Raw genomic sequence first — 14,006 nt, 5'->3', positions numbered from 1 at the left:
CCGGCCCGCCAACAAGCAGCCATCGCCAGCCATGAATACTGAGTACCGCAAGAACCTTCCCGGCACCTCGCTGGACTATTTCGACACCCGCGCCGCCGTCGACGCGATCCAGCCCGGCGCCTATGCCACGCTGCCGTACACCTCGCGCGTGCTGGCCGAGAACCTGGTGCGCCGTTGCGACCCGGCTGCCCTGGAGGCCTCGCTGCGGCAGCTGATCGAGCGCCGCCAGGACATGGATTTCCCCTGGTTCCCGGCCCGCGTGGTGTGCCATGACATCCTCGGCCAGACTGCGCTGGTGGACCTGGCCGGCCTGCGCGATGCGATCGCCGATGCCGGTGGCGACCCGGCCCAGATCAACCCGGTGGTGCCCACCCAGCTGATCGTGGACCACTCGCTGGCGGTGGAATACCCCGGCTTCGACCGGGCTGCGTTCGAGAAGAACCGCGCCGTCGAAGACCGCCGCAATGAAGACCGCTTCCACTTCATCAACTGGACCAAGAAGGCGTTCAAGAACGTCGATGTGATCCCGCCGGGCAACGGCATCATGCACCAGATCAATCTGGAGAAGATGTCGCCGGTGATCCAGGTGCGCGACGGGGTGGCCTTCCCCGATACCTGCGTGGGCACCGACAGCCATACCCCGCACGTGGATGCGCTGGGCGTGATCGCCATCGGCGTAGGCGGCCTGGAAGCGGAAAGCGTGATGCTCGGCCGCGCCTCGTGGATGCGCCTGCCCGACATCATCGGCGTGCAGCTCAGCGGCCGCCCGCAGCCGGGCATCACCTGCACCGACATCGTGCTGGCCCTGACCGAGTTCCTGCGCGCCCAGCGCGTGGTCGGTGCCTGGATCGAGTTCTTCGGCGAGGGCGCCACCGCGCTGACCATCGGCGACCGCGCCACCATTTCCAACATGACCCCGGAGTTCGGCGCCACCGCGGCGATGTTCTCCATCGACCAGCAGACCCTGGACTACCTGCGCCTGACCGGCCGCGAGGAAGCCCAGGTGCAGCTGGTGGAAGCCTACGCCAAGGCCACCGGCCTGTGGGCGGACGACCTGGCCAACGTGCAGTACGAACGCGTGCTGCAGTTCGACCTGTCCAGCGTGGTGCGCAACATGGCCGGCCCGTCCAACCCGCACAAGCGGGTGGCCACCAGCGAGCTGGCCGCGCGCGGCATCGCCGACCAGGCCAAGCTGGCGTCGGGCAAGCTGGAACAGGCCCAGGGTCTGATGCCCGATGGCGCGGTAATCATCGCCGCCATCACCAGCTGCACCAATACCAGCAACCCGCGCAATGTGATTTCCGCGGCCTTGCTGGCGCGCAACGCCAACCGTGCCGGGCTGACCCGCAAACCGTGGGTGAAGAGCTCGCTGGCGCCGGGTTCCAAGGCGGTGCAGCTGTACCTGGAGGAAGCCGGCCTGCTGGGCGAGCTGGAGCAGATGGGCTTTGGCATCGTCGGCTTCGCCTGCACCACCTGCAACGGCATGAGCGGCGCGCTGGACCCGGCGATCCAGCAGGAAGTGATCGACCGCGATCTGTACGCCACCGCGGTGCTGTCGGGCAACCGCAACTTCGATGGCCGCATCCATCCGTATGCCAAGCAGGCCTTCCTGGCCTCGCCGCCGCTGGTGGTGGCCTATGCCATCGCCGGCACGGTGCGCTTTGACATCGAAAAGGACGCGCTCGGCCATGCTGCCGACGGCAGCCCGATCACCTTGAAGGACCTGTGGCCCAGCGACGCGGAGATCGACGCGGTGGTCAAGGCCTGCGTCAAGCCCGAACAGTTCCGCCAGGTCTACGAACCGATGTTCACCTTCAAGGTCGAACACGGTGCACCGATCAGCCCGCTGTACGCGTGGCGCGGGCAGAGCACCTATATCCGCCGCCCGCCGTACTGGGAAGGCGCGCTGGCCGGCGAGCGCTCGCTCAGCGGCATGCGGCCGCTGGCGGTGCTGGGCGACAACATCACCACCGACCACCTGTCCCCGTCCAACGCGATCCTGGCCGGCAGTGCGGCCGGTGAGTACCTGGCGAAGATGGGCCTGCCCGAGGAAGACTTCAATTCCTACGCCACCCACCGCGGCGACCACCTCACCGCGCAGCGCGCCACCTTCGCCAACCCCAAGCTGATCAACGAAATGGCCGTGGTCGATGGCCAGGTCAAGCAGGGCTCGCTGGCGCGCGTGGAGCCCGAAGGGCAGGTCACCCGCATGTGGGAGGCGATCGAGACCTACATGGCGCGCAAGCAGCCGCTGATCATCATTGCCGGTGCCGACTACGGCCAGGGCAGCTCGCGCGACTGGGCTGCCAAGGGCGTGCGCCTGGCCGGCGTGGAGGCCATCGCGGCCGAAGGCTTCGAACGCATCCACCGCACCAACCTGATCGGCATGGGCGTGCTGCCGCTGGAGTTCAAGGACGGCGTCAACCGCAAGACCCTGGGCATCGACGGCACCGAAACCTTCGACGTGCTCGGCGATCGCCTGCCACGTGCCGAACTGACCCTGGTGATCCACCGCCGCAACGGTGAACAGCTGCGGGTGCCGGTCACCTGCCGCCTGGACACCGCCGAGGAGGCATCCATCTACGAAGCCGGCGGCGTGCTGCAGCGGTTTGCCCAGGATTTCCTGGAAGCCTCGCAGGCGGCGTGACCCAGCGTTGCAACCTGGCGGCCCGGCAACGGGCCGTCTTCCACCCAGGACAGATGACATGGCGTTTCTTCCCCAGCTCCGCATTCCCGCCACCTACCTGCGTGGCGGCACCAGCAAGGGCGTGTTCTTCCGCCTGCAGGACCTGCCGGCCAGCGCACAGCGCCCCGGCCCGGCGCGCGATGCGCTGCTGATGCGGGTGATCGGCTCGCCCGACCCGTATGCCAAACACACCGACGGCATGGGCGGGGCCACCTCCAGCACCAGCAAGTGCGTGATCATTTCCGCCGCGTCGGTGCCCGGGCACGACGTGGACTACCTGTACGGCCAGGTCGCCATCGAGACCGCGTTCGTGGACTGGAGCGGCAACTGCGGCAACCTCAGTACCGCGGTGGGCCCGTTCGCGATCAGCAACGGCTTCATCGATCCGGCCCGCGTGCCGCGCAACGGCACCTGCACGGTAAGGATCTGGCAAGCCAACATCGGCAAGACCATCCTGGCCCACGTGCCGATCGTCGACGGGCAGGTGCAGGAAACCGGCGATTTCGAACTGGACGGGGTCACCTTCCCCGCGGCCGAGATCCAGCTGGAATTCCTCGACCCGTCCGATGACGGCCCGGGCGGGGCGATGTTCCCGACCGGCAACCTGGTCGATACGCTGGAGGTGCCCGGCGTGGGCAGCTTCCAGGTGACCATGATCACGGCCGGCATCCCGACCATTTTCCTCAACGCCGCCGACCTGGGCTATACCGGCACCGAGCTGCAGCCGGCGATCAACGAGGACAAGGCGGCGCTGGCCCGCTTTGAAGCGATCCGCGCGCATGGCGCGGTGCGCATGGGCCTGATCGACAGCATCGAGCAGGCCGCCGGCCGCCAGCACACCCCCAAGGTCGCCTTCGTGGCGCCGGCGCAGGACTACGTGTCCTCCAGCGGCAGGCAGATCGCCGCCGGCGACATCGACCTGCATGCCCGCGCGCTGTCGATGGGCAAGCTGCACCACGCCATGATGGGTACCGCCGCGGTGGCCATCGGTACCGCCGCGGCGATTCCGGGCACGCTGGTCAACCTGGCCGCCGGTGGCGGGCAGCGCGAGGCGGTGACCTTCGGCCACCCCTCCGGCACGCTGCGCGTGGGCGCGCAGGCTGGCATCGTTGACGGCCAGTGGACAGTCACCCGGGCCATCATGAGCCGCAGCGCCCGGGTGCTGATGGACGGGGCGGTGCGGGTGCCTGCCGAAACCTTGTAAGCCCACCAGGAGGCCTGGATGTCCGGTCACGACAGCAACGCGCAGCAGCGACCGCCGTGGGATGCGGTCATGACCGACATCGTCGACTACGTGCGCGATTACCAGGTGGCCTCGCCGCTGGCGTTCACCACCGCCCGCCACTGCCTGATCGACACCCTGGGCTGCGGCCTGGCCGCGCTGGCGTTCCCGGCCTGCAGCAAGCTGCTGGGCCCGCTGGTACCCGGCACCCGGGTGGTCAACGGCGCGCGCGTGCCGGGTACCGGTTTCGAGCTGGACCCGGTGCAGGCCGCCTTCAACATCGGCACGATGGTGCGCTGGCTGGACTTCAACGACACCTGGCTGGCCGCCGAATGGGGCCATCCCTCCGACAACCTCGGCGGCATCCTAGCCACCGCCGACTGGCTCAGCCGCAATGCCCAGGCGCTGCGGCGGCCACCGCTGACCATGCGCGACGTGCTGGCCGCGATGGTCAAGGCGCATGAGATCCAGGGTTGCCTGGCGCTGGAGAACGCGTTCAACCGGGTCGGGCTGGACCACGTGGTGCTGGTCAAGGTCGCCTCCACCGCAGTGGTGGCGCACCTGCTCGGGCTGGACCGCGAACGCATGCTCAACGCGGTCTCGCTGGCCTGGGTCGACGGCCAGGCACTGCGCACCTACCGGCATGCGCCCAATACCGGCTCGCGCAAGAGCTGGGCCGCCGGCGACGCCACCAGCCGCGCGGTGCGCCTGTCGCTGATGGCCGCCGCCGGCGAAATGGGCTACCCCAGTGCGCTGACCGCGCCCACCTGGGGTTTCTACGACGTCTCCTTCGGCGGCCAGCCGTTTCGCTTCCAGCGCCCGTACGGCAGCTATGTGATGGAGAACGTACTGTTCAAGATCAGCTACCCGGCCGAGTTCCATGGCCAGACCGCAGTGGAGGCGGCGATGCAGGTGCATGCGCGCATGCGTGCGGCCGGCCGGCGCAGCGAGGACATCGCGCAGATCACCCTGTATACCCAGCAGGCCTGCCTGCGCATCATCGACAAGTCCGGCCCGCTGCATAACCCGGCCGACCGCGACCACTGCGTGCAGTACATGCTGGCCATCGCGCTGATCTTCGGCCGGCTGGTCGCCGAGGACTACGAAGACGACGTGGCCGCCGATCCGCGCATCGACGCGCTGCGCGCGAAGATCACCTGCGTCGAGGAGCCGCGCTTCACCGCCGACTACCTGGACCCGGCCAAGCGCAGCATCGCCAACGCGCTGGCGGTGGTGTTCAACGATGGCAGCACCCTGGAGGAAACCGTCGAGTACCCGCTCGGCCACGCCCGCCGCCGTGCCGAGGGCATCCCGCTGCTGGAGGACAAGTTCCGCGCCCACCTGGCCGCCACCTTCCCGACCCGCCAGCAGCGCCGCATCCTGGACGCCTCGCTGGACCCGGTGGTGCTGGAGGCGATGCCGGTGCATGAGTATGTGGAGCTGTACGTGGCCTAGCGCCGGGGCGCTGCCCGGCCGCCCGGCGCCATCAATGCCGCCGGACGGGCCGTCAACCCCTTGACGGCTGGCCGTATACTGGCCGCCTTGATCAAGGAGTGACGTCATGGCTAGCCGCAGTCGGGTCGGGCAGTGGAGCTGGAAGGGAATCGCAGGCCTGGCGCTGGTGGCCGGGCTGGCCATCGGCATCGGCGGTTGCAAGCGCAATGACAGCGGGCAGCTGCCGACTCCGTCCGGTGCGCCGATCGCGGCCAAGGCCGAGGCGGTCACCGAGTTCACCCTGGTGCGGGCCTTCCCCGACCAGAAGAGCGACGGCCTGTCGCTGGCGCTGGAGTTCTCGCGCCCGCTGGTCGGCACCCAGGACTTCGACACGCTGGTCCGCTTCGCCGAGAAGGTCGGCACCGAGGACAGCAGCTGGACCCTGTCCGATGACGGCAAGACCCTGCGCTATCCGTTCGTGGAGGCGGCCAAGGAATTCACCCTGATCGTCTCGCCGGACCTGCTGGCCGCCGATGGCAGCCGCCTGGGCAAGGAACTGCGCCAGAAGGTGTTCAGCGGCGAACTCAAGCCGGTGGCCGGCTTCGCCTCGCAGGGCAGCGTGCTGCCGGCCAAGGACAGCCGTGGCCTGCCGGTGGTCTCGGTCAACGTGCAGGAAGTGGACGTGGAGTTCCTGCGCGTGCGCGAGAAGGAACTGCCGAACTTCTTCAGCCAGTACCAGCGCGGCGGCCGCCGCGGCAGCTGGGAACTGGACAGCGAGTACGGCGACAAGACCCCGATGTCGCAGCTGGCCGAGCCGGTCTACGTCAACCGCTTCGTGCTGGGCGGCAAGCAGAACGAACGCGTGCTGACCTACCTGCCCACCCAGGACATCAAGGAACTGCAGGAACCGGGCCTGTACTTTGCGGTGATGAAGCGCAGCGGCTCGTTCGACAGCGAATTCGATACCGCCTTCTTCACCGTCAGCGACATCGGCCTGCATACCCGTGCCTACAAGGACAAGCTGTTCGTCCATACCGCCTCGCTGCAGAGCGGGGCGTCGCTGAAGAAGATCGACCTGCGCATCCTCGATGGCAAGGGCGAGGTGGTGCTCAAGGGCAGCACCGACGGCAACGGCAACGCGCTGCTCAACTACACCCTGGATGCCGGCCACGTGCTGATCGCCAGCAGCGGCGGGGATACCTCGATGCTGCCGTTCAACCAGCCGGCGCTGGACCTGAGCGAGTTCGCCGTGGCCGGGCGCGACAATGCCTGGTTCGACGTGTTCGCCTGGTCCGGCCGCGACCTGTACCGCCCCGGCGAAACCGTGCGCATTTCCGCGCTGCTGCGCGACAACGACGGCAAGCCGGTCAAGGCCCAGCCGGTGTTCCTGCGCCTGAAGCAGCCCGACGGCAAGACCTTCCGCGAGACCCGCCTGCAACCGGGCGAGCAGGGCTATTTCAGCTTCGAGCAGAGCATTCCGGTCGAGGCGCCGACCGGCCGCTGGCAGGTCGAGTTCCGCACCGATCCGGCCAGCAAGGAAGCCATCCAGGGCATGACCCTGCGCATCGAGGAATTCCTGCCCGAGCGCATGAAGCTGGACCTGGACAGCGCGCAGAAGACCCTCAAGCCGGGCCAGCCGCTCAAGCTGATCGCCGATGCGGCCTATCTGTACGGTGCGCCGGCCGACGGCAACCGCTTCACCGCGCGGCTGACCGTGGCCGCCGAACAGTCCCCGGTGGAATCGCTGCCGGGCTACTTCTTCGGCGACCCCACCATCGAACTGCCGCGCCAGGCGCGCGATGTGATCGACACGCAGTTCCCGGCCGACGGCAAGCTGCGCCAGGACGTGGAACTGCCGGCCGAGGTCAAGGCGACCGCGCCGGTGGCGGTGGTGATATCCGGCAGCGTCTATGAGACCGGTGGCCGCACCGTCACCCGTACCCTGAAGCGGGTGATGTGGCCGGCGCCGGTGCTGGTCGGCGTGCGCCCGTTGTTCAACCCCGACGACGGCGCCGATGCCAACAGCAACGCGCGCTTCGAGCTGATGCGGGTGGACGCGGCCGGCAAGCCGCAGCCGGCCAAGGGCCTGAAGGTCACCCTGGTGCGCGAGCTGCGCGACTACCACTGGACCTTCAACGAGAACCGCTGGGACTACGACTTCACCCGCCGCTTCGAGAACAAGGACAGCCGCACCGTCGATGCCGGCACGGCCGCAGTCGCGGTCGACTTCCCGGTGGAGTGGGGCGAGTACCGGCTGGATGTGTTCGACCCGGCTACCGGACTGACCAGCCGCTATCCGTTCCGCGCCGGCTGGAGCTGGAACGACGACAACCGCGGCCTGGATGCGCGCCCGGACAAGATCAAGCTGGGCCTGGACAAGACCGGCTACAAGGCCGGCGACAAGGTCCGCGTCACCGTCACCCCGCCGCATGCCGGCAAGGGCATCCTGATGGTGGAAAGCGACAAGATGCTGTACGTGCAGGAGATCGACGCCAAGCCGGGCAGCAGCTTCGACATCCCGGTCACCGCCGAATGGGAACGCCACGATGTCTACATCACCGCGCTGGTGTTCCGCGGTGGCAGCGCGCCGAGCAAGATCACCCCGGCCCGCGCGGTCGGCGTGGTGCACGTGCCGATGGAGCGCAAGGCGCGGGTAGTGGCCGTGGGCCTGTCGGCACCCAAGCAGATGCGCCCGGAGCAGACCCTGCCGGTGGCCGTCAGCGCCCCGCAGTTGGCCGGCAAGCTGGCGCACGTGACCGTGTCGGCGGTGGACGTGGGCATTCTCAACATCACCCGCTTCCCGGTCCCCGATGCGGCCGGCCACTTCTTCGCGCAGCGGCGCCTGGGCGTGGACGCCTATGACATCTACAGCCGGGTGATCGAAAGCTTCGACGGCAGCAGCGGCAAGCTCAAGTTCGGCGGCGACATGGCGCTGGCGGCGATGCCGCAGGCCAAGCGCCCGACCGCGCGGGTGCAGACCGTGGACCTGTTCTCCGGCCCGGTCAAACTCGATGCCAAGGGCATTGCCCGGATCGCGCTGAAGGTGCCCGATTTCAACGGCACCCTGCGCATCTCCGCGCTGGTCTACGCCGATGACCAGTACGGCAAGCGCGACATGGAAACGGTGGTGCGCGCGCCGATCCTGGCCGAAGCGAGCATGCCGCGGGTACTGGCGCCGGGCGACCGCAGCACGGTCACCCTGGACGTGCAGAATTTCACCGGCAAGCCGGGCGAGTTCAAGGTGCAGGTTGATGGCATCGGCCCGCTGACCCTGGGCGAACCGACCCGCACCCTGCAGCTCAAGGCCGACGCCAAGAGCACGTTGAGCTTCCCGTTGAGCGCGCGCGAGGGCTATACCGTGGCCAAGGTGCGGGTGCGGGTGGACGGCAACGGCTTCAAGGTGGACCGCCGCTACGACCTGCCGGTACGTGCGGCCTGGCCGCAGGTGCTGCGCGCGCAGACCCGCACGCTGGACCCGCTGGCGGCGGTGGAGATGGGCACCGGCCTGGCCGATGGCCTGATGGACGATTCGGTGACCGCACGCCTGCTGGTCAGTGCGCTGCCGCCGATTCCGTTCGCCAGCGCGCTCAACGGTGCGCTGAAGTACCCCTACGGCTGCGCCGAACAGACCACCAGCAAGGGCTATGCCGCGCTGATGCTGGACGAGGCCACCTCGGCCATGCTCGGTGCCGACGGCCTGGATGCCAAGGCCCGCCGCGAGCGCATGGAAGGCGCCTTCGGCCGGCTGGCGTCGATGCAGGTGGCCAACGGCAACTTCTCGATGTGGGGCGATGACGGCTACGTCAATCCGTGGCTGACCCCGTACATCGCCGAGTTCCTGCTCGATGCCAAGGACGGCGGTTTCGCCGTGCCCGACAACGTGTTGCAGAAGGCGCTCAACCGCCTGAGCGAGGACCTGTTGTCCGGCGGCAACCAGTTCTACGGCGAGGACCGCCGCGAGAACCTCAAGTTCGCCAACCAGGCCTATGCCGGCTACGTGCTGGCCCGGGTCAACCGCGCCCCGCTGGGCACGCTGCGCGCGCTGTACGACAACGAGCGTGGCAAGGCGCTGACCGGGCTGCCGCTGGTGCACCTGGGCATCGCGCTGTCGCTGCAGGGCGACCACAAGCGCGGCGATGCGGCCATTGCCGCCGGCTTCGCCAAGAGCAGCGGCGCCCGCCCGCAGTACTTCGGCGATTACGGCAGCGCGGTGCGCGATGACGCGCTGATGATCGCGCTGCTGCACGAGCGCAAGCTGTCCAAGCCGGTCTACGATGCCCGTGCGGTCGAGCTGGGCCGCAACCTGGAGGCCCGCCGCAGCAGCGGCTGGATGTGGCTGAGCACCCAGGAACAGGTCGCCATCGCGCGGCTGGGCAAGGCGCTGGCGGCCAACCAGAAGAAGCTGGTCTCCGGCGAGCTGGCCGTGGGCGGCCAGGTCGAAGCGATCGCCGCGCGCCGCATGTTCGGGCGCAGCTTCGACTACGCCGCCCTGGCCAAGGGCGTGCGCTTCAGCCCGCAGGGCGAGCCGCCGATGTTCGCCAGCCTGGAAGTGGCCGGCATCCCGCGCACCGCGCCCGAGCCGGACAACCGCACCCTGGGCGTGGAACGCACCTGGTACACCACCGACGGCAAGCCGTGGACGCCGCGTGCGCTCAAGGAAGGCGAGGCGTTGATCGTGCGGGTCAGCATCACCGCCGGCCTGGACATGCCCGATGCGCTGCTGACCGACCTGCTGCCGGCCGGCCTGGAGATCGAGAACTTCAACCTGGGCGATGCCAAGCAGTGGGCCGACGTGGTGGTGGACGGCCTGAGCGTCAACGATCGTGGCGATGCGGCGACGGTGCGCCACGAGGAGTTCCGCGACGACCGCTACGTGGCCGCGCTGAAGTTGTCCAAGGGCAATGCCGCCAAGGTGTTCTACCTGGTGCGTGCGGTCACCCCGGGCACCTACACGGTGCCGCCGCCGCTGGTGGAGGACATGTACCGTCCCGACCTGCGTGGGGTGGGGCGCAGCAACCCGACCACGATGACCGTGGTCCAGCCCTGAACCTGGTGCGGGCCATCGCCGAGGCGGTGGCCCGCGCAGTCCGGTAACCATGACGTCCTTCCTTCGCAAACGCCTGACGCCGCTGGCGCGGCGCTGGCTGTGGCCGCTGCTACGCTGGGGCAGCGCGGCACTGTTGGCGCTGCTGCTGGTGCTGGATCTGGCGTTCCCGCCGCCATTGCCCCGGCAGCGCGATACCAGCACGCTGGTGGTGGCCCGCGACGGCACCCCGCTGCGCGCGTTTGCCGATGGCGACGGGGTATGGCGCTACCCGGCCTCGGCCGACAGCGTGTCGCCGTTGTTCCTGCAGGCACTGCTGAACTACGAGGACCGCTGGTTCTGGCGGCATCCCGGGGTCAACCCGTGGGCGCTGCTGCGTGCCGGCCGGCAATGGCTGCTGGAGGGCCGCATCGTGTCCGGCGGTTCCACCCTGACCATGCAGGTGGCGCGCATCCTCGACCCGCACACGCGCACGCCGTGGGGCAAGGCCAAGCAGCTGCTGCGTGCGGTCCAGCTGGAAGTGCACCTGAGCAAGGCGCAGATCCTGGCGTTGTACCTGGAGCGGGCGCCTTACGGTGGCACCATCGAAGGCGTGGAAGCGGCCAGCTGGGCTTACCTGGGCAAACCGGCCGCGCGGCTGTCGCAGGCCGAGGCGGCGCTGCTGGCGGTGCTGCCGCAGGCGCCCAGCCGGTTGCGCCCGGACCGCCATCCCGAGGCGGCGCAACGGGCGCGCGATAAGGTGCTCGAGCGCATGGCCGAACTGGGCGTGTGGTCGCGCGAGGAGGTCGACGATGCGCGCATCGAGGCGGTGGTGACCCGCGCGCTGCAGCCGCCGCTGCATGCCGCGCTGCTGGCCCAGCGCCTGCGCACGTCGCAGCCGCGCGCGGCGCGGATCGAAAGCACGCTGGACATCGGCCTGCAACGCACCCTGGAAGAGCGCGTGTCCTCGTATTTTTCGCAGTTGCCCGAGCGCACTTCGGCGGCATTGCTGGTGCTGGACAACCGCACGCTGGAGGCGCGCGCCTATGTCGGCTCGGTGGCCTTCGGCGACAAGCAGCGGCTCGGCCACGTGGACATGGTGCAGGCCTGGCGCTCGCCCGGTTCCACCCTCAAGCCGTTCCTGTACGGCATGGCGCTGGACGATGGGCTGATCCATTCGGAGAGCCTGATGGTGGATGCGCCGCAGAGTTTCGGCGGCTACCGCCCGGGCAACTTCGATGCCGCCTTCAACGGCCCGGTCAGTTCGGCCACCGCCTTGCGGCTGTCGTTGAACGTGCCGGCGGTGGACCTGCTTGACCGGGTCGGTTCGGCACGGTTCGCCGCGCGTCTGTCGCATGCCGGCATCAACCTGCGCTTCCCGCGCGGCAGCGCGCCGAACCTGTCGCTGATCCTCGGCGGCACCGGCGCACGGCTGGAAGACCTGGTCGGTGCGTTCGCCGCGCTCAACCGCAACGGCATCGCCGGGCGCGTGCGCTACACCGCCGACGATGCGGTGATCGAACGCCGGCTGATGTCGCCGGGCGCGGCGTGGATCACCCGTGAAGTGCTGGAGGCCAACCCGCGGCCCGGTTACGGCAGCGGCACCTTCGATGTCACCGGCCGCCCGCGGGTGGCCTGGAAGACCGGCACCAGTTACGGCTACCGCGACGCCTGGGCGATCGGCAGTACCCGCCACTACACCGTGGGCGTGTGGGTGGGGCGGCCGGACGGCACCCCGTTGCCGGGGCAGTACGGGGCGGTCACCGCACTGCCGCTGATGTTTGAAGTGGTCGACAGCCTGCCGCGGCAGGGCGGCGATGCCAGTGGCGCGCCGATGCCGCCCAGCGTGACCCGCGAAGAGGTCTGCTGGCCCACCGGTGAGCTGGCCACGCACACCGAGCCGGCGCTGTGCCAACGGCGCCTGGAGGCCTTCGTGCTGGACGGCGTGGTGCCGCCCACCTTCGCCGAGCGCGACGCGCGGCTGTGGCAGCCCGGCCGCCAGCGCTTCAACGTGGACGCGCGCACCGGCCTGCGGCTGTCGCCGGATTGCCGGCTGCCGCATGAGACCCAGGTGCGCGAGATCGCCCGCTGGCCGGCGCTGGTGTCGCCGTGGTTGCCGCTGGCACAGCGGCGCGCGGCGCAGCTGCCGGCGTTGTCGCCCGACTGCAACGACGATGGCCGCGACAGTGGCGGCAGCCTGCATATCGAAGGGCTCAACGACCGCGCCACGCTGGCGCGCGCGCCCAATGCCGAGCATGGCGTGCGCCTGCAGCTGCGTGCGCTGGGCAATGAACACAGCGTGGACTGGCTGCTGGATGGGCGCTGGATCGCGCGGACCGAAGGGGCGCGGTTGTTCCAGCGCGATTTCGACGAAGCCGGCGAGCACACCCTGACCGCATTGGCTGCCGACGGTGCCTGGACGCAGGTACGGTTCCGGATATTGCGGTGATGTACGCCGGCGTTATTCCCCGATCCAGCCGTCCAGCAGGTCGGCGAATTCGTCGGCGTGTTCCTCTTCCTGGGCCAGGATCTCTTCGAGGATGCGCTTGGTGGTGGTGTCCTTGTCGCCGACGAAGTTGATCATCTCGCGGTAGCTGTCGATGGCGATGCGTTCGGCGATCAGGTTCTCGCGGACCATGTCGCGCAGGTCCGTGCCTTCCTTGTACTCGGCGTGCGAACGCGCGGTCAGCGTATCGGGGTTGAGGTCCGGTTCGCCGCCAAGCTGGACGATGCGTTCGGCCAGTTTGCCGGCGTGGGCCTGTTCCTGCTGGGCATGTTCGAGGAACTCGGCCTTGACCGCATCGGCGAGCATGCCCTTGGCCATGAAGTAATGGCGGTAGTAGCGCAGCACGCACACATACTCGGTGGCCAGCGCAGCGTTGAGCAGCGTGATCACCGCCTCGCGGTCGGCACCGTAGCTGGCGGTGATCGCGCCGTCTTCGATGTTGCGGCGCGCGCGGGCGCGCAGGCTGGCGGTATCGCTGATGCCCGGTGGGTGGCCGCCGGTGGCGGCGGGAGCGGAGTGGCTGGGCGGGGTCTGCTTGGCTGGCGTTGACATGGCTGGCCGGTTTCCTTCGTTGCGTGGATTCGTTGCGTGGGTCTAGCTGGGCAGGTGCGCCAGCACGTACTGGGCCGAAGACACTTCGAACTGGCCCGGCTCCTCGATGAAAGTCTGGCGTACCACGCCATTATCGACATGCAGCGCGAAGCGGCGGCTGCGCAGGCCCATGCCGGAGCTGCTGGCATCCATCTCCAGGCCCAGCGCCCGGGTGAACTCGCCGTTGCCGTCGGACAGCATCTGCAGCCCGTCGGGCACGTGCTGGCTTTCACCCCAGGCCTTCATCACGAACGGATCGTTGACCGCCATGCAGAACACGTCGATGCCACGCTGGCGGAAATCGGCGAAGTGCTGCACGTAGCCGGGCAGGTGCTGGGCCGAGCAGGTCGGGGTGAAGGCGCCGGGCACGGCGAACAGCACCACGCGGCGGCCGTCGAACAAGGCAAGCGTGTCCAGGGTCTCGATGCCCTGGCCGATACGCTTGAGGGTGACTTCGGGAATGCGGTCGCCTACGTGGATGCTCATGCGGACTCCTTTGACATGCTCAGGCTAGTAAGCCGGGTGGGAGGATGGCGTCAAAATG

Annotated in this window: 7 protein-coding genes; 5 read left to right on the top strand and 2 right to left on the bottom strand. The window is 68.9% G+C overall.

The features are described from left to right. The first annotated feature begins 31 nt into the window (after nucleotides 1-31). The 5 genes from acnD to pbpC all read left to right on the top strand — a co-directional run bounded on the left by acnD (nucleotide 32) and on the right by pbpC (nucleotide 12,814). Nucleotides 32-2,647 carry a Fe/S-dependent 2-methylisocitrate dehydratase AcnD gene (gene acnD / locus AC3ITM_RS14090; RefSeq protein ID WP_489265831.1) on the top strand — a complete coding sequence of 872 codons (2,616 nt, stop codon included), beginning with the start codon at nucleotides 32-34 and terminating at the stop codon, nucleotides 2,645-2,647. A 58-nt stretch (nucleotides 2,648-2,705) separates the two neighbouring features. Then, nucleotides 2,706-3,890, top strand: coding sequence for a 2-methylaconitate cis-trans isomerase PrpF (gene prpF / locus AC3ITM_RS14085; RefSeq protein ID WP_489265829.1), 1,185 nt, complete (start codon nucleotides 2,706-2,708; stop codon nucleotides 3,888-3,890). A gap of 18 nt (nucleotides 3,891-3,908) precedes the next feature. Then, entirely contained in the window at nucleotides 3,909-5,363 is a 1,455-nt protein-coding gene (locus AC3ITM_RS14080) for a bifunctional 2-methylcitrate dehydratase/aconitate hydratase (RefSeq protein ID WP_489265827.1), read from the top strand. A 106-nt stretch (nucleotides 5,364-5,469) separates the two neighbouring features. After that, entirely contained in the window at nucleotides 5,470-10,389 is a 4,920-nt protein-coding gene (locus tag AC3ITM_RS14075; RefSeq protein WP_489265825.1) for an alpha-2-macroglobulin family protein, read from the top strand. Between the two features lie 49 nt (nucleotides 10,390-10,438). After that, nucleotides 10,439-12,814 (top strand): penicillin-binding protein 1C, encoded by a 2,376-nt coding sequence (pbpC, locus tag AC3ITM_RS14070; protein WP_489265823.1) that lies wholly within the window; start codon nucleotides 10,439-10,441, stop codon nucleotides 12,812-12,814. A gap of 12 nt (nucleotides 12,815-12,826) precedes the next feature. Here the strand turns inward: pbpC and AC3ITM_RS14065 are convergent, their stop codons facing one another. Both AC3ITM_RS14065 and AC3ITM_RS14060 read right to left on the bottom strand, forming a co-directional pair. Further along, nucleotides 12,827-13,423 (bottom strand): ferritin-like domain-containing protein, encoded by a 597-nt coding sequence (locus tag AC3ITM_RS14065; protein ID WP_489265821.1) that lies wholly within the window; start codon nucleotides 13,421-13,423, stop codon nucleotides 12,827-12,829. Nucleotides 13,424-13,465: 42 nt separating this feature from the next. Then, nucleotides 13,466-13,948: a peroxiredoxin gene (locus AC3ITM_RS14060; protein ID WP_489265820.1), complete on the bottom strand. Its 483-nt coding sequence runs from the start codon at nucleotides 13,946-13,948 to the stop codon at nucleotides 13,466-13,468. Between the last annotated feature and the right edge of the window lie 58 nt (nucleotides 13,949-14,006).

The sequence above is a fragment of the Stenotrophomonas sp. KH_029 genome (genome assembly GCF_057839765.1).
Note: the sequence above shows the minus strand (reverse complement) of the source record. Positions and strands in the feature narration are given on the sequence as shown.